Here is a 16,433-nt window from a genome sequence, read left to right on the forward strand (position 1 = left end):
GATCTATTGCCAGTCCATCCCTCGGTCCCTAGGAACGACTCGCCTCAGCGTGAAGATGTCCGTCTTTTGGAGCTCGTCAAGGTGTTGCGGCCACGCCTCCCAGCCATCGTAGGGCGCGGCGACGAACTTCCCGGTGATCCCTTTTGCTGCATCTGACACGAGAAATGCCGCCGCCCTGGCTCCAACAGAAGCTGGAACTCCACCAGACTCGATCTGGCGCTTTGTATTTTCTAGGAAAGCCCTCCCCGCCCGCTCACCAGCCGCCAACGTCTGCTGATGGAGCCTGGTTATGACAAACCCTGGTGCGACGCAATTGATTTCAACATTCAAAGCCCGCATCTCTTGAGCAACCGTCTCGGTCAGCCGAACAACTGCCACCTTACTACATGCGTAAGCGGTGTAGTTCGGAAAAGGAGAGGCGGCCCCCCCTCCCGAAAACAACACAATCCTCCCTCCCCCACGGGCCTTGAGAATCTGGCAGGCCAGCTTCGTTACCAGGAATGTACCAAACAGGTTAACTCGTATGGCATCGGCCCATTCGCCTGGATCAACGTCCGTCACGGCCCCGATAGGCCCATAAATACCTGCGCAGTGAATGACCCCATCGAGGCCGCCTAAGCGTACGATGGTGGCCTGAAACACAGCATCCATTTGTTCCTGTTGGGTTACATCACCAACTTCAGCCTCGGCACCACGAAACCCCTTTCTCCTGAATCCTTCCAGCGCCTCAATCAGGGGTTCCTTGGTCCTGGCACAAATTAATACTTTTGCGCCAGCCTCCAGGCACGCCTCAGCACAGGCCAGGCCGATGCCCATGCTGCCGCCGGTCACCACAATGCGCTTCCCGGACAGATCCACCTTGCTTTGCATTCCCTCCTCCATCCTTCCCCATTGCTCATCCACGCCCGATCGTGAGCACTGTGAACCCCAATTGCTCCAGATCGGTCCGCCGGGCGTGTAGCATATTCTTGGTATCGAACAGGATCGGGCGAGCCATCTCGGTTTTGATCCGGCCGTAGTCCAGCTCCAGAAAGTCAGGCCACTCCGTCAGCAGGACGCCCAGCTCGGCTCCCTTCAGCACCTCATACGGCGAATCACAGACAGTAAGGCCCGCCGGCAATCGCGCTTCGCTCCAGTCGGCCTTAGGATCGAACGCCCGAACGACCACCCCGTGTCCGAGCAGATCCTCTGCAACCTCCAGCGGGAGGCTCCGTCGCAACGTGCTGGTCCCCGGCTTGTAGGTCATGCCAAGCAGCCCAATCCTTTTTCCTCTCACGGATCCAAGGGCCCGTTCACAGCGTAAACGCACCACCTGCACACGCGATTTGTTGTACCGCCAAATCTCCCCGAAGACCGGCGCGGCCCCGTTGGCCAGGTTCCGGTTCACGCACTCAAGGACCTGCAGGTCACGGCCGAGGGTCCCCCCGGAGAATCCGATTCCCGGAGTCAGATAAGCGTGCTGGCCGATTCGAGGGTCGTGCCGCAGCGCTTCAGCAACCTGAGAAAAATCGGCCCCAGTCGCCTCGCACAGATCGGCCCACTGGTTGCTGAGAGTAATGGATGCTGCCAGAAAAGAATTGATGGCATGCTTGACCATTTCGGCGCTCGGCAGGTTCATCCGAAGACATGCGGCCCCCATGGGCCGAAATAATTTTTCGACTTCGTCACCGGCATTCTTATCATCGGTACCAATCACGACATGCCCAGGGCGTGTATAGCAGGAGATCGCTTTGCCAAGTCTGAGATTTTCCGGCGAATAGACCAACTCGATTGAATCCTGAAACCCTTTGAGGCGGGACCGGAGCTGTCTGGCAGTTCCGACCGGCAACTGGGCGCTAACAACGACGATCGTGCCCGGATCCAGAACCGGGCCCATAAGGTCGGTCATCACTTGGAGGACCGAAATATCTGATGAGTCGTCATCACGGACAGGAGTGTCATAGGCCAAGAACACGAACCGACACCCTCTGAGTGTCTCGACCGAGGTTGAAATCGAGAGGGCGCCCGATGCCAACCCTGAACGGATCGCTTCTTCCAAGCCAGGCTCGTAGACCGGCGGCTGCCCCTGGGTGAGGGCGAAAATCACCTGCTCGTCAAGATCGACACCACGAACCTGATGACCGAGCTTTGCCCAACAGGCAGCAATCGTGCACCCCAAATGCCAGAGCCCGACGACTCCGATGCTGGGTTGGGACAGATGATTCAGAGCCATGCCTATCTCCCTTCAAAGGGAGTGACTCTTGGATGAAAAGCTATGGCTTTTGTGCTGCCGATGTTCGCCACCACCTTGCTGCCTTCGTGCTCCACCATGTAGTGGAGTCTGGGCATTCCCTGGGACTGCATGAACTGTTCCAGTCGCGTGTGACTCTTTGGACAGTACAGCATCAGGAATCCGCCGCCGCCGGCCCCGATGATCTTTCCACCGAGAACTCCGTAGTTCCCCTTGACCTCCTCGTACAGGCGATCCACCACGGACAGGCTGATCTTCGAAGACATGCGTTTCTTGAATTGCCAGTGCTCATCGAGCATGTGCCCCCAGGCGTCGAAATCCTCGCGCTCGATCGCCTCTAGAATCCGATAGCCGAGATCCTTGATCCGATGGAGGCTTTCGGCCACCCGTTGGTGGTTGGGCTGGGCGGACGATTTCATCGCATCGTTTTGATCGGCCAACACCTCCAAGGTATTGCGAAGGTGTCCGGTGTAATAAATATGGGTATTGGCTACGAGCGCGGCGACCGAGCTGCTGCCCAGTTCAACGGAGCGGACTTTCACCCTGCCATCCGTCCCAATTTCCAGCACCGTGAGCCCCCCATAGACGGCCATGTACTGGTCCTGCTTCCCGATCCCTTTTTTCAGGATGTTCAGCTCGATATGACAGGCCTCCTCCGCCAGGGTCTGGAGCGGAACATAATCCCGGCGATAGTGATGCAACGCGGTCAGCAGGCCGACGAGATAGCAGCTCGACGACCCGACTCCGGTCCCGGCCGGCAGATCGGCCATAGAAGAGATCTCGAACTTGTCTTCGATCCCGTGGAACCGGAGGGCTTCGCGAGCCAGCTCGTGGCGCAACTGACTGACGTGATCCACCGTCTCGCTCTGGGAATAGTGCAGGCGGATCTTGCGGTCGACCGTCGGCGGGTTCGTCATGACGTACATGTACTTGTCGATCCCCATCGCAAAGATGAAGCCGCCATACTTTTCGTAGTACGAGGGTAGATCAGTGCCTCCGCCGCCTAGCGTTACCCTAAAAGGGGTTCTGGTCACGATCATACGAGCGTCACCTCCCCGGACTCGATCAGCTCGATCGCCCGTTGATAGCTTTCCGGCGTGTCCACTCCGAGACAGTATCCTGCAATGAGATAACCCCGAAGAGCGCGCCCCTGGGCGAGCAGGAAGGGAAACAGATTCCGTCCGAAGTCGTACACCTGGCCATGAGGAATTTCGTTAACGACCTCCGGCTCCACCAGATACACCCCCGCACTCACCAACGTCGAATCGTGGTCCCCGCCGCCCTCACAGAACTCCAGAATGCGATCGTCCGGCGACAGCCTGACCCGCCCGCCGGCGATACCGGTATGGGGATGGCGGGTCCGGTCGAAGAGCGCGACCGAGACGCAGGCCTTGCCGGCGCGATGGAAGCGAAGAAATTCCTGAAGGTCAAACCACAGGAGATTATCCCCATAGACCACGAGAAACGTCCGCTCCCACTCGCAGGCGAGGTGCCGGACGGCTCCGGCTGTGCCGAGGATCTCCGGCTCGAAGCTGTAACGAACAGCAAGGCCGAAGCGAGTTCCGTCGCCGATCGCGGAGCGGATGTCATCTGGACGGTAGTGCAGGTTGATCCAGACGTGTCGGATGCCCTGACGGGCCAACCATCGGAGGTTTCGTCCCAAGATGGGTTCCCCGCGGAAGGGGAGAAGGGGCTTGGGAAGGCCGCCAGCGACCGGGGCGATGCGGGAGCTCTTCCCGGCAGCCAGCACCAGGGCCTTTAGGTCCCGCACGGAAGCCCTCTCTTCCGGTAATACTCGACAAAGCTGCGGAGCCCCTGATCCAAGCTGATTTTGGGCCGCCAGCCCAGGGCCCTGGCTGCCGAGATATCCGCCAAGGTTTCCTGCGCCTCCCCAGGGAGATCCGGCCTATAGATGGGAGCCAGGGTCGTCCCCATGATCGCGGCCACGCGCTCGTAGATGTCCTTTACCGAGTAATTCTCTCCGCTCCCGAGGTTGAACACGCGCCCGTCCGTCCGCGGGTCCGTGAGGCACATGAGATGAAAGTCGTTCACGTCATCCACATGGATGAAGTCCCGGCGCTTCTCGCCCGTCCCGTAGATCACCGGCCGCTCGCCCCGTAGCAGCTTCAAGATGAAGGCACTCATGACCGGCGGGATAGTCCGCCGATAATCCTGCCTCGGTCCATAGACACAGAAGTATCGGAGCGCGGTTATCCGCAGACCATGAAACCGTTGATAGGCCTGGGCGAAGGCCATGCTCGCCAGCTTGCTAACCGCATAGAAGCTTTGCGGATGGACGTCCTGCTCCGGCGTCGGGAGACGCGTCGCTCCCTCGTAAAGGGCCGAGGACTCGGCATAGATCACTTTTTTCGCCCCAACACGTCGGGCCGCGTCGAACACATTGACGGTCCCCGTCACGTTGATGGAGGCCGTCTCCACGGGATCCTGCTGGCAATCGCTGATACAGTTTTTCGCGGCCAAATGGAACACGACGTCCCCTGGCTGAAGCACCTCATGCAGCTTCGGGGACCGGATGTCCAACTCGTGAAATCGGACTCCCTCCGGGACTTGCTCCCGCACGCCCCAGCTCAGGTTATCCAGGCCGACGACCGTGTAGCCCTCAGCCAGAAGACGCTCTGCCAGGTTGCTTCCGATGAAGCCGGCGACACCAGTGATGACGATCCGCGGTTTCACAGCCGGTACCCTGCGCTCTGCGCATCCCGGTAGAACATTTGGACGGTCTCCAGCGAATACTCCTCCAGGTCCTTGCCGAACGTCTTCATCGCAGCCAAGAGATCCGGGGTCATCGTGATGATGTGGCAGCCGCACTCCTCCGCCTGAATGACGTTCAGCGCCTCTCGCGGGCTGGCCCACAGGATCTCGCATTTCGGCAAGGGCTTGGCGAGTTCCACCGCCTTCTTCACGATCGGCATCGGGTCCACGCCGGCGTTCGCGATGCGGCCGGCGAAAATGGAAATGATCGAAGCCGCCTCTCGCGAAAGACTGTCGAGGACCTGCTTCACCTGGGGAACGGTAAACACGGCCGTCACATTCACTTGCACGCCTGCCGCGGAGAGGCTCCTCACCACCGGCGCGGTCGACACCCCCGCCGTAGTCGTCACCGGGATCTTCACGTACACGTTCGGACCCCAGGACGCGATCTTTCTGGCCTGCCGTTCCATCTCAGGCAGCTCGTCCGCGAAAACCTCGAAGGAGATAGGAAGGTCGGGAATCCGTGCCAGGACTTCTTTGGCAAAGGCCTCGTAGTCGGTGATGCCGGCCTTCTTCATCAAGGTGGGATTCGTCGTAAACCCTTGGACCAGGCTACCATTGCCATACCAGGCCAACATGTCGGCGAGATTGGCCCCATCGGCGAAGATTTTGATTTTCATCGACGACCTCCAGAACGAAGAAAGCTGTGGAATCCAAGAGCGAAGCTCAATGCTTCCAGTACGTGCCGGGCCGTTCGGGAAGGAGGAGACGTTTCCAGAAGCCGAGGGCCCAGGCAACATGCATGCAGGGGAAAGCGAGAAGAAGCCGGGGAAAGAGCGCGAGGGCGCGCCGCTGCCGCGCCAACTTCAGCGACACCGCCCCGTCAAGGAGCACGTACAAGCCCAGCACGCCGCCGAAGAGCTTCAGGATCCGAGCATCGGCCAGCGCCAGAACCGGCAGGAGTCCCAGCACCGCAAGAAACAACGGCGGGACCACCTGGCGCCAGGAGAACAGCCGTTTGTGCTTGAGGAGCGTGCCGGCGCGCGCGCCGCCGTACCGGAAATACTGTTTCCATAAATCGCAGAACGTCTCCCGCGGGGAATAGTAGGCGACGATCTCCTTGTCGAGATAGACCTTGCCGCCCGCCCGCCTGATCCGATAATTGATATCGGAATCCTCGCTGATGACCGGCGCCTCCTCGTCGAACAACCCGACCTTGTCGAATACCTCCCGCCGAAAGCAGCCGAGGTACACCGTGTCCACGAATCCGCTCTTGCGTCCCAGTCGGAACGCGGCATTGCCGACCCCGAAGGGATGCGCCAACGCCAGGCCGATCGCCTCTTGGGTAGGCGTGCTCGCGAGCGGCTTCTGGAGACCTCCGACATTATCCGCTCCTGTCTCCAAAAGCGTGCGGACGCATCGGGACACGTAATCCTTCCCGATCACTGTGCGGGCATCGACCCGGATGATCACGTCACCCTTGGCCGCCCGGATCGCCGCGTTCAACCCCTGCGCCCGCCCCAGGCCAGGGTTCGGGACCACAGACAGCGGAACGCCATTCCCTTTGAAGTTCTCGGCAATCTCCCTCGTGCGATCGGTGCTCATGCCGTCCGCGACGACGATCTCGTACCGATCGCGGGGGTAGTCCTGATCGAGGAGCTGGCCCAGACAGCGGCCCATATGGGTCTCCTCGTTCCTGGCGGCTACGATGATTGACACGTATGGGAGAGGCACGCAGGAAAGAATTCTCTTCGCTGCCCTGATCGCGATGCCCCTTCAGGAGAAAAGATTGAAAAGGAAGCTACCTTCGGACCACGGGGCGGCCTTGCCGCAATTGGTTCATCTTCCACAGCATGGGCCACAGGGACCGCGGCAGGCTTGCGAGCAGACCGCCGACGACATATCCAGCCGCCTTGGAGGGAAACACGGCCAGAAAAGTATGGAGAAATTCACGCCGGCGCCCAGTCAACAGATGGGCAATCGCCAGCTTGCATTTCAAACTCCGGATCGTGCGCTCGGCCGAATAGACGCGACCGTCCACGGAGATCGGGTGGGGAAAGAGCCGCTCGAACATTGCGATCGCGTTGGCTTTGAGCGTCGCCTGGATGTCCATGGTCGTGTTGCTGTCTGGCCTGATTTCCACGACAACCAGGTCTTCGTCTAGATACCCGAACTGATAGCCGGCAAGGGCGATGCGGAGCCAGAGATCCCAATCCTCGGGGTAATAGCGGGTCTCGTTGAATCCGCCCACCTTGTCCAGTACCTCGCGCCGGACCATGACCGTGTTCGGGTTAATGAACGACGTCTTTAATAATTCGGATAGGAGATTGCCACTCCGGCCGCCTCTCGGCTTCCTGAACACCCGCTCAGGCTCGCCGGTATAAAAATGGAGCGCATTGCAATAGCAGACCACATAGTCCGGGTGTGCCTCCAGGAACCCCACTTGTTTCTCGATCTTGCCTGGCAGGTACTGATCGTCGGCATCCAGGAACGTGATGTACTGTCCGCGGGCCTGGGCCAACCCACGGTTGCGGGCCGCTCCTTGGCCCGCGTTTCTCTGGTAGCAATACCTGATGCGAGGATCGTCAAAACCTTTGACCAACTCTGCCGTGCAATCGGTCGACCCATCGTCTACTACAATGACTTCCATGTGAGAATAAGACTGCGCCAGGGCACTCCCAAGTGCGCGCTGAATGAACCGCTCGGCGTTGAAAGCAGGCACGATAATTGAAACGAGGTGCCCAGTGTCCATGCTTTTCATCTATCGCCTAGCTTGAACGTACGCAATATCCGCGAAGGGTCTCATCTCCAGACATTTCAGTCGCATCATGCGATATGTCAGGCGCCCGATCACTGGAACCCGTTTGCACACCGCCTGGTCATAATCGTAAAAGCCGACCTCCACTTCCCGGAACCCAGCTTGCGCAAAGGCCTTTCGGAGGAAACGGGGACTATATGATTCCTCATACCCGTACCGCATGTATCTACCGTTGAGGACTTTCCCGTGCACAGCCCAGACAATGGCTCCAAGCACCGGAAGATGAGGGACGGTGCCAAACCGGATCGAAGCAGTGACTAGCGTTGTCAGAGAAAGGTACGGTACAGTTTGAAAGGTTCTGCCACCCTCTTTGGCCACTCGTGACAATTCGACAAGAGACTCCTCGATTCTGCGCGAATGCTCCAACACGCCGATACCCGCTGACACATCGAAAATTCCGGGTCGGAACGGCAGCTGGTTCATGGAGGCGCACACAAAGTAACCTTTTCTTCCGTTTCGCTCAAACGACACTTTGGCCTTGAGAAGAATATCCAAATCCAGGTCCACACTCACCACGTTGAGCCCGAGCCTGCTCACTTCATAGCAGAGGTACGATGGTCCTCCGCCCACCTCAAGGAACCACTGCCCTGATTCAACCGGCAGCAGATGGTTGTAAATGAACGGCAAGTTCACCCGCCGATAGGCCTCAAGCTCCGCCTCCCAGTTCCAGGCCTTCCAGTGCCGACCCCACTTGTCCTTGCTGACCTGAACATCCTCCCGCTCCAACAGCGCGCGCGTCACGAGGATGGGGACCCCCGCCTTGACCGCATACTTAGCCCCACACCCCTTGCACGCCAAGACCTCCCGTCCGCCGGTCAAGGTGTCCCTACACACCGGGCAGCAAAGGATGTGCAGGAACTCCTCATCCAACATGTCGCTCCTGAATTCCCAGAAGGCTCAACACTTGGCGAACCCGATGGGTAGACAGATGTTCCTGCAACGCTCTTCTGGTCCCTTTTGCCTGAATCTGTCGCCTTTCGTCATCATGCGCGAGGTAGTATTCGATCTTGTCGTGCCATTCTCTGGCATCAAGCGATGCCAGCACGATTTCGTCGTCCGCGAAGTATTTCCGAATCGCGGGAACATCATCACAAATCTGAAAACCCCCGCATGCGGGGATCTTAAACGTACGCTGGTTGACAATATAGTGGGGCTGAGACCCGTCAGGTTCTCTTTCGTGGAAGTTGAGGCAAATCTTCGCAGACGAATAGAGGACGTTCTCCTCTTCAGGAGGCACCGTGATGCGACGCCGATCAACGAGGCGAGCAACTCCAGTGAACCCAGCATGGCGCGACGCCTTACTGATGGCGCGGAGGACCTGGTCACGGGCGGTCCAGCCTGGTCCGAACAGACCGATTCTGTATCTCGCTTTGAGCGGCCGAAGAACGTTCTCCGCGAACCACCGCTTGTGTTTGAGGTTCGCTCCGAGATACACAAGATCATATTGGTATTTCGCCGTAGGTTTGGCCGGGAAGTGCAACGCTGGATTGGCGGCATTGGCTATCACGTGGTACTTCTTGCCGGTTTCCGCTTCAAACTGAGCCATCTGTTCAGACTCTCTTTCCCCGAAATACACATCAGCGATGTCATCATGTTTGAGGATATCCGCCAGGCGACGATCTACAGACGGCACCAATGGCCAGTGGACCCACAGCAGGACTTTGGTTCCCGCCTTACGGAGACGGTGGAGCGCTGGAACCCAGGATTCAGAATCCAAGAGATTAATAGCCGTAAACAAGAGCGTGGGCGTCTGCGCCGCCCTTGTTTCCGCAAGTTCTCCGAGAGATGACACCACGACGAATTCATGGCCGAGCCTCTGGAAGCCTTCACGCCAGGCATCACAGATCCATCGATCTGCGCCGACGCCTCCTGGATGCGGTATGTGGTAAGCAACTCTCATCAACAGTCCCTGACTCGACACGTTCTACACGAGACACATCGCCAAGATTATCCAAAACCTTAAGGAATAGATCGGGAATCCTCCAAAAGCCGTAAAGACTAGATTTGCCACCAGAGCCGTAGCAGCACCCACAAGATAAGGCCCAGCATTACCACCGACCCTGGAATTATCTTTTATACGACGGCTTACACGGTTCATCGCGGTCAGGACAAAGACGAACATCACAGCTGCCAGAAGGAAGCCTCCATGGATAAGGGTATCCATAAATGAGTCAGGGGGAAGCTGCTCACCTCCTACATTAACCGCGTACCTCTCAAAATAGTTCACTCCCATCCCTAGAGGATTGGCCAATGCCAGATGTTGATAGTAACTATATGTAACTAATCGGATATTAATCTCAGGGTCCGTCAGTCTATCAAATCCATTCCTTATCAGTTCGCCTATTTCCATCTCGCCTGGGACCACGCCACTCACCCTTATAACGGCTATTTCCGTGAAGTTAAGCAACCCTGCCTCCCAACTGACGAAGGCCAATAGGACAGCGAGCGCAAGACTTCGTGCACCTATTCTAAATGCCCCTGCATATCCCGCAGACATGGAGCGCGCAACAAGCATTGGTCCAACGAACATAGATGCTATCAGGGCCAACAGGCCAATACGACTTGCTGTCCATAATTCTAAACCAACTATGCTCGTTGCGACGATCATAAGAACCCATTGGCGTTTAGAAGCCTTGGCAATATCAGTCAACCAGAGTGCGTATGCAAAACCGAATGCTTCGGCGAGAGGAAATGCCATAGAGCCGACTCCATAGCTGACTCCCTGGAATCTTCCTAATCTTATATCGGGCTCATTAAGAAGCAGAAGCTGAAGTCGCTCAGGAAGCGCCAAGGCCACGATATACACCACGTATGGAATCGACATGCCCAAGGCTATACTGCGATAAAACTTCCGATCCTCTCTTAACCAGATTAGAAGAACCAAGAAAACCCAGACGTTGAGAAGAAGCTTTAGGAGTAGCCTTATTCCACCTGAATTGAATTCCAGCCCGTATGCAAAACTCCCCCAGGCTGTCCCGAGAAGTACGGCAAACACTACAGCTGCTGCCATCAACACAATGTGGCCGCTGAGTTTTTTCCAGCTTGTCGATGATGCTAGGTGCAGCGTTCCTGCCAGTACAGCGAGGCTGAACACGTACTCGGTCGGCTTGGCGACTCCGATGTCGATCCTGATAAGGAAAAAAACGGTGCCGCCGATGAAAAGGAGCTTACTTAGTCGCTTTAGGTCCTGGCTTTTGTGCATGAGTGAGGATGTTTTATTACGCCCACTACATCCATCCGACGTTTAGGGAGAGCAAAGATCTATACTGATATTATGAAAGCGCCGCGTCCGAATGTGGTAAGACATTCCGATGACACCAATGGATCGCGATTCCGTTGGAGAAAGGAGACGCGGCGTTATGGAGTACATTGCGTTTGACTCCCATAAGCATGACACCCAGGTCTTGGTGGAAGATGGCGAGGGGCGATGGCAGCGCGAGGTGCGCCTGGCTCATGAACGCGGGGCGATTCAGCAGTTCTTAGCCTCATGGACTCCCGGTTCTCCCGTCGCCGTGGAGACGGTCGGGAACTGGTACTGGATCGTCGACGAGATCGAGGCGGCGGGGCTGGTGCCTCGGCTCGTGCATGCGCGGAAAGCCAAGGTCATGATGGGGAGCCTCAACAAGACGGACAAGCTGGATGCCCGTGGGCTCAATCGCCTCCAACGCACGGGTACCTTGCCGGTGGTGTGGATTCCGGGAGCCACGCTCCGGGACCAGCGCGATCTCGCCCGCACGCGGATGGTGCTGGTGCAGCAGCGCAGCCGGTTGAAGACCCGCATCCACGCGACGTTGGCCAAGTATGCCCTGACCGTGTCGTCGGTGAGCGATCTGTTTGGTCGGCAAGGGCGGGCCGTGCTGGCCACCCGCCTCGCGGCGTTGCCGCCTCAGACGGCCTACACGACCGAACGGCTGCTGGGCGCGCTCGATGCGCTCGATGACCAGATTCAGCGGCTTGAGCAGCGGCTCCGCGAGGTCTTCAACCCAGAGCCCTCGATCACCTTGCTCCAAACCATTCCTGGCGTCGGCTTTCTCCTGGCCGTGGTGATCGCGTCTGAGGTCGGGGACATCCACCGCTTTCCTGGCCCTCAGCAACTGGCGGCCTATGCCGGCACGACCCCTCGGGTCTACGCCAGTGGAGGGAAAACGCGCTATGGGCCGTTGCGACCTGATGTGAATCGGTACCTGCGCTGGGCCTTTGTGGAGGCGGCCAATGCCACCTGCCGGGTGCGGAAGGGGCACGCACACCGGCATGTGAGTCGGCTGTATGAGCGGCTTGTCCGCCACAAGGGGCATGCCAAGGCGATCGGTGCGGTCGCCCGGCATCTCGCTGAAGCGACCTACTGGGTGCTGACGAAGCAGATCCCGTACCGTGATCCGGCTGCGCCGGGTGTGACGGCGACGGTTTCGCCAATGGAAGCGTAAGCGCGAGAGTGGGAGCTGAGCGCATCGACGCTCGATATACTGATTGCGACACGCTTCTAGAACAACCTCATGCTGCCTTGACAGCGAAGAGATGAATCGGGCGAAACCGGATCCGAGGGGATGGTGACGGATCAGCGTGGCTTGACACGGCGCTTTCAGAGATGCTCCCCTTGGAGAGTGGACACTTTGGAGAGTGAGTGTTGGAGGCTCATCCCTTCTGGGGCTATCGGCGGGTGTGGGCCTGGCTGCGGTATCGGGAGAGCCTCCCGGTCAATAAGAAGCGGGGCTCCCGGCTGATGCGGGAGGCCGGCTTGACGGTCAAGCGGGCACGCCACGCGGCGACGCGGACGCCCAAGGCCAAGCCCCAGGCCACTCGGCCCCGGCAGTATTGGGGCATCGACATGACGAAGTTCCTGATCCCGGCGCTGGGTTGGGCGTACCTGGTCGTGGTCCTGGACTGGTACACCAAGAAGATCGTCGGCTGGGACCTGGCTCTCCGCAGCCGCCGGCAGGAGTGGGAGGCCGCGCTGGCCCAGGCGGTCCAAGCCGAATTCCCGAACGGGGTCCGGGGAGCCGGGCTGAAGCTGGTCTCCGACAACGGGAGCCAGCCCACCGTGACTGGCTTCATGGCCGCCATGAGCCTGTTGGGAATCGAGCAGGTCTTCACCAGCTACGACAACCCCAAGGGCAATGCCGAGACAGAACGCCTGATGTGGACGATCAAAGAAGAGTTGCTCTGGCTGCAGGAGTTCACGAGCCTGGAGCAGGCGCGCGAGGCGATCCGGCATTGGATCACGGTGGAGTACAACGAGCGCTACGTGCATTCGGCTCTGGGCTATCGGAGCCCGCTGGAGTTCGAAGCCATGCTCGGCGTGCAGGAGGCGGCACAAGCCGCTGCGTAGGATGACCCACTCTCAGCACCATCAAAACTGTCTTGACAAACGGGGGGCATTACAGATCGTAGGACGATAGCCGGCCAGGGCAAGGCCGTGCCTGGCCGGGAACGATTGGACTCGCCATAGGCTTGCCAAGGCCGTTGGGATAGCAGCCTCCTGCAGTCCAACACAAGCACGCCTTGTTGGCGCAACGTATGATGCGTTCATGTCTAGGCGTCCCTAGTGACTTCCTCTCCACACTTCAGCTGAGCCAATGCGAAAATGGTTCGCCCCCTACCAACTGCATACATTAATGCAGAAATCGGGAATGCCACGGGCCTACACAGCAGTTTAAGTGCCTTTCGCAAAACCTCCTTATGCGGGTCCACCCTGGCTTTCACAGGACCGGCGGCGGTTAAAGCCGTAGACGGAATACTTTTGATGATCCCAAATTTCATAAGCGCATTTATCACTTCGAGGGAAAGGGAAACCTCGATCTTCTTAATCATCAGGACATCGAAATGATGCTTCGACAAGAATGCCGAGAGCGTTTTAGTGTTCCAATAAGCAGTATGATAAGGTGCCACATTAACTTGAAACTCCCATGGCCCAAACAGCTTTGAATCTGGTACGCTCAAAGCTATGAAGCCATTTGCGTCAAGTAAGGCTCTTACAACAGACATGAACCGGTCTGGATTTTCCATGTGCTCGAGAACTTCGAAGAACGTCACCATTGTGAAACGCCTTTGCCTATTAGCCATAGTTGCGAAGTCGTATATTGATAAGGGAAACAGATTCTGGAGATTCCACAGACGCTTGGCCTTCGCTATAGCCCTTCTATTAAAATCAATACCCCATACCTCAAAGCCGCTATCCCTCAGTTTCGCCAGGAACGAGCCGTCACCACAACCAATATCCAATACTGTTCCCGCCTTTATAGGCATATGCTTTATTAACGTCTGGTGGCGAGCACCAAGTTTACTTGGCTTAGGACAGGCATCCGAGAAAACTAGGTAGGTATCCTCAAAATACTCTCTTGGCGACTGGTCGAAGGGATACCAGAACTGAAATGAGCAGTTGGGACACTCGTAAAGATCCCATTTTATGTGATGCCGAAGACGCGAAAAGTCTTGCCCCAAATGCCCCGCGTGTTCGCAGACAACACAATTGACCTTCACCTCCATGATTCGTCCTCCTTAGTGATTGCGCGTCACCCGGTCAACCAACGGTTTGGATTTGCGATGGTACGTTACACTCCTGGGCTGGCCGGCTAGAGGTATGATCAAAAGGTGTGGAAATAGGAACAAGGCGGTGGCAACCTTTCGGGTCATGCAACCCGGCCGGAGCGAGTCCGGCCATGACATGAAAGGAGGCACCGCCATGCAGGAGCAGAACACAGGAGCCACGTCGTCGTCAAGCCAGGAGTGGTGGGACCATCTGGAGGAATGGGCGCGGGGCCACATCCAGCAGTGGTTGCAGGCGCTGTTGGAGGAGGAAGTCACCGCGCGGTTGGGGCGGAAGAAATCGGAGCGCCGGGCCGCCGTCGATGCTCCAGAGGGGTACCGCAATGGGTATGGCAAGCCCCGGCGGCTGGCCTTGAGCTGCGGGACGATCACGGTGCGGCGGCCGCGGGTGCGCGGGCTGGCCGAGCGCTTCGTCAGTCGGATCCTGCCGCTGTTCCAGCGGCGGACGAAGGAGGTGGGCGAGCTCCTGCCCCGCTTGTACTTGCATGGCCTCGCGCACGGGGACTTCGAGCTGGCCCTGCGAGGCCTGCTGGGTGAGGGGGCGCCGCTGTCAGCGGCCTCCCTCCAACGGCTGAAGGCCCAGTGGCAGCAGGAGTACGAGGCCTGGAAACGGCGGCGCCTCGACGACCTGGAAGTCGTGTATGTCTGGGCGGACGGGCTATACGTGAAGGCCGGCCTCGAGGACAGCAAGGCGGCGCTGCTCGTGCTGGTGGGGGCACTCACAGATGGCCGCAAGGTCGTCCTGGCGGTGGAGAGCGGCCAACGCGAATCCAAGGAGTCCTGGGGGGCGGTGCTGCGGGATCTGGGGGCGCGGGGGCTGAAGCCTTGGCGCTGCACGGTGGCCGATGGCCACCTCGGGATCTGGGCGGCGTTGGCCGAGCAGCAGCCGACGGCCGCCGAGCAGCGGTGCTGGAACCATAAGATTCTCAACGTGCTGGACGCCATGCCGAAGACGCACCAGGCTGAAGCGAAGGCCTTGCTGAAGGCGATGCCGTATGCCGAGACGCAGGCCGAGTGCGAGCGCCTCCGGGACCAGTTCAGCCGCCGGTATCGAGGGCTAGCCCCGAAGGCCGTCGAGCGCTTACACGCTGACTGGGAGCGCCTGGTCACGTTCTATCGGTTTCCTCGTGAGCATTGGCGCCACTTGCGGACCACGAACATGATCGAGTCCCCGTTCGCCGCCGTGCGGCTGCGGACCACGGCGGGCAAGCGCTACAAGCGGATCGACTCCGCCACGGCGCTGATCTGGAAGGTGCTCCAGGTGGCGGAGGGCCACTTCCGGCGCCTGAATGCCCCGGAGCTGCTGCCCCTGGTCTACGCGGGCGTCCAGTTTGTCGATGGCGTGAAGGCATCAACCAGAGTGACCCAACAGGAGGTCGCCGCCTGATTCCATTTACACACCTCTTGACAAGACCTCGCCGGCTACCTGGAGGGCCCAAACACTGCTTTGAGCACACAAGGATCCTTGCTGAACCAACAGTCTCCGTAGACGCCCATGAAGGTGAAACCAGCCTCGTGCAGCAGGCTGAACGCATCGATGTAATCACGCGAATGCGGTCCCTTTCGAAGAGGCGAGATTTCGACGTAGACGTTATCGATGATCTGCAATGTCTCCCTGGCGCCTTCGAGCACTTCCTTCTCAACGCCTTCGACGTCGATCTTCATGAAATCGACATGGCCGATACCCCGGTTTCGCAGGACATCATCCAGCCGTTGAACCTGTATGCTTTCGATGCCAACCACGGTCTTACCTTGCCGCTCGAGGTACGGTTGGATGGGGAGAATGGAGCTGGCATCCGTATACGAGTAGACCGACATCCTCAGTGTCGTGTTGGCATTCCAAAGGCCGACATCGAATAGTTCGACCCTGTCCTTCCACTGCGCGACGCGTCGGTGAAAGCGTGCATGCTTGGATCGCTGCGGCTCGAAGCAGAGGACCCTGGCCGACGGGAATGACTTCAGGAATGTGATGGTCTTGTCTCCGTCGGCCGAGCCGACGTCGAGAATCACCTCGACAGGTTTCCCCCCCCCGTGCCTCGCGCAACCGATCTATGACGTAATAGATGTCCGTGACCCCGCAGAGCACGTGCTTGATGGGTCGCAGACGGTCCTTCAAGGATCTCACGGAAT

Annotated in this window: 16 protein-coding genes; 3 read left to right on the top strand and 13 right to left on the bottom strand. The window is 58.6% G+C overall.

Annotated features, from left to right (window positions below; translation table 11 throughout):
* Positions 1-3: 3 nt before the first annotated feature.
* The 11 genes from ACWHYQ_RS06935 to ACWHYQ_RS06985 form a co-directional block, all read right to left on the bottom strand.
* Entirely contained in the window at positions 4-870 is an 867-nt protein-coding gene (locus ACWHYQ_RS06935; protein WP_447974973.1) for an SDR family NAD(P)-dependent oxidoreductase, read from the bottom strand.
* A 25-nt stretch (positions 871-895) separates the two neighbouring features.
* Positions 896-2,212, bottom strand: a complete 1,317-nt coding sequence (locus ACWHYQ_RS06940; protein WP_447974974.1) for a UDP-glucose dehydrogenase family protein — start codon at positions 2,210-2,212, stop codon at positions 896-898.
* 2 nt (positions 2,213-2,214) lie between these two features.
* Positions 2,215-3,270, bottom strand: a complete 1,056-nt coding sequence (locus tag ACWHYQ_RS06945) for a GHMP family kinase ATP-binding protein (protein ID WP_447974975.1) — start codon at positions 3,268-3,270, stop codon at positions 2,215-2,217.
* Positions 3,267-4,001 (bottom strand): nucleotidyltransferase family protein, encoded by a 735-nt coding sequence (locus ACWHYQ_RS06950; RefSeq protein WP_447974976.1) that lies wholly within the window; start codon positions 3,999-4,001, stop codon positions 3,267-3,269. The genes ACWHYQ_RS06945 and ACWHYQ_RS06950 overlap by 4 nt, the downstream gene beginning before the upstream one ends.
* A complete protein-coding gene (locus ACWHYQ_RS06955) occupies positions 3,989-4,924 on the bottom strand; it encodes an NAD-dependent epimerase/dehydratase family protein (RefSeq protein ID WP_447974977.1) in 936 nt (311 codons plus the stop codon). Before ACWHYQ_RS06955 ends, ACWHYQ_RS06950 begins: the two co-directional genes overlap by 13 nt.
* Positions 4,921-5,622, bottom strand: coding sequence for a transaldolase (locus ACWHYQ_RS06960; protein WP_447974978.1), 702 nt, complete (start codon positions 5,620-5,622; stop codon positions 4,921-4,923). The genes ACWHYQ_RS06955 and ACWHYQ_RS06960 overlap by 4 nt, the downstream gene beginning before the upstream one ends.
* Before the next feature lie 46 nt (positions 5,623-5,668).
* The gene (locus ACWHYQ_RS06965) at positions 5,669-6,676 is read right to left on the bottom strand and encodes a glycosyltransferase family 2 protein (protein WP_447974979.1); all 1,008 of its coding nucleotides are present in this window, start codon (positions 6,674-6,676) and stop codon (positions 5,669-5,671) included.
* 67 nt (positions 6,677-6,743) lie between these two features.
* Complete coding sequence (locus tag ACWHYQ_RS06970; protein WP_447974980.1) at positions 6,744-7,703, bottom strand: glycosyltransferase family 2 protein; 960 nt, start codon at positions 7,701-7,703, stop codon at positions 6,744-6,746.
* Positions 7,704-8,633: a methyltransferase domain-containing protein gene (locus ACWHYQ_RS06975; RefSeq protein ID WP_447974981.1), complete on the bottom strand. Its 930-nt coding sequence runs from the start codon at positions 8,631-8,633 to the stop codon at positions 7,704-7,706.
* Positions 8,623-9,660, bottom strand: a complete 1,038-nt coding sequence (locus ACWHYQ_RS06980) for a CgeB family protein (protein ID WP_447974982.1) — start codon at positions 9,658-9,660, stop codon at positions 8,623-8,625. Before ACWHYQ_RS06980 ends, ACWHYQ_RS06975 begins: the two co-directional genes overlap by 11 nt.
* Positions 9,661-9,684: 24 nt before the next feature.
* Positions 9,685-10,962 (bottom strand): hypothetical protein, encoded by a 1,278-nt coding sequence (locus tag ACWHYQ_RS06985; protein WP_447974983.1) that lies wholly within the window; start codon positions 10,960-10,962, stop codon positions 9,685-9,687.
* A 157-nt stretch (positions 10,963-11,119) separates the two neighbouring features.
* Between ACWHYQ_RS06985 and ACWHYQ_RS06990 the strand changes: the two genes are divergently transcribed.
* Positions 11,120-12,184 carry an IS110 family transposase gene (locus tag ACWHYQ_RS06990; protein WP_447974984.1) on the top strand — a complete coding sequence of 355 codons (1,065 nt, stop codon included), beginning with the start codon at positions 11,120-11,122 and terminating at the stop codon, positions 12,182-12,184.
* A gap of 200 nt (positions 12,185-12,384) precedes the next feature.
* On the top strand, positions 12,385-13,086 hold the full coding sequence (locus tag ACWHYQ_RS06995; RefSeq protein WP_447974985.1) for an IS3 family transposase: 702 nt from the start codon (positions 12,385-12,387) through the stop codon (positions 13,084-13,086).
* Between the two features lie 203 nt (positions 13,087-13,289).
* Here the strand turns inward: ACWHYQ_RS06995 and ACWHYQ_RS07000 are convergent, their stop codons facing one another.
* Positions 13,290-14,243: a class I SAM-dependent methyltransferase gene (locus ACWHYQ_RS07000; RefSeq protein ID WP_447974986.1), complete on the bottom strand. Its 954-nt coding sequence runs from the start codon at positions 14,241-14,243 to the stop codon at positions 13,290-13,292.
* A 196-nt stretch (positions 14,244-14,439) separates the two neighbouring features.
* On the opposite strand from ACWHYQ_RS07000, the gene ACWHYQ_RS07005 reads away from it, so the two are divergent.
* Complete coding sequence (locus ACWHYQ_RS07005; protein ID WP_447974462.1) at positions 14,440-15,690, top strand: IS256 family transposase; 1,251 nt, start codon at positions 14,440-14,442, stop codon at positions 15,688-15,690.
* Between the two features lie 35 nt (positions 15,691-15,725).
* Here the strand turns inward: ACWHYQ_RS07005 and ACWHYQ_RS07010 are convergent, their stop codons facing one another.
* On the bottom strand, positions 15,726-16,313 hold the full coding sequence (locus tag ACWHYQ_RS07010; RefSeq protein ID WP_447974987.1) for an FkbM family methyltransferase: 588 nt from the start codon (positions 16,311-16,313) through the stop codon (positions 15,726-15,728).
* Positions 16,314-16,433: the final 120 nt, after the last annotated feature.

The organism is Nitrospira sp. Kam-Ns4a (genome assembly GCF_965152595.1).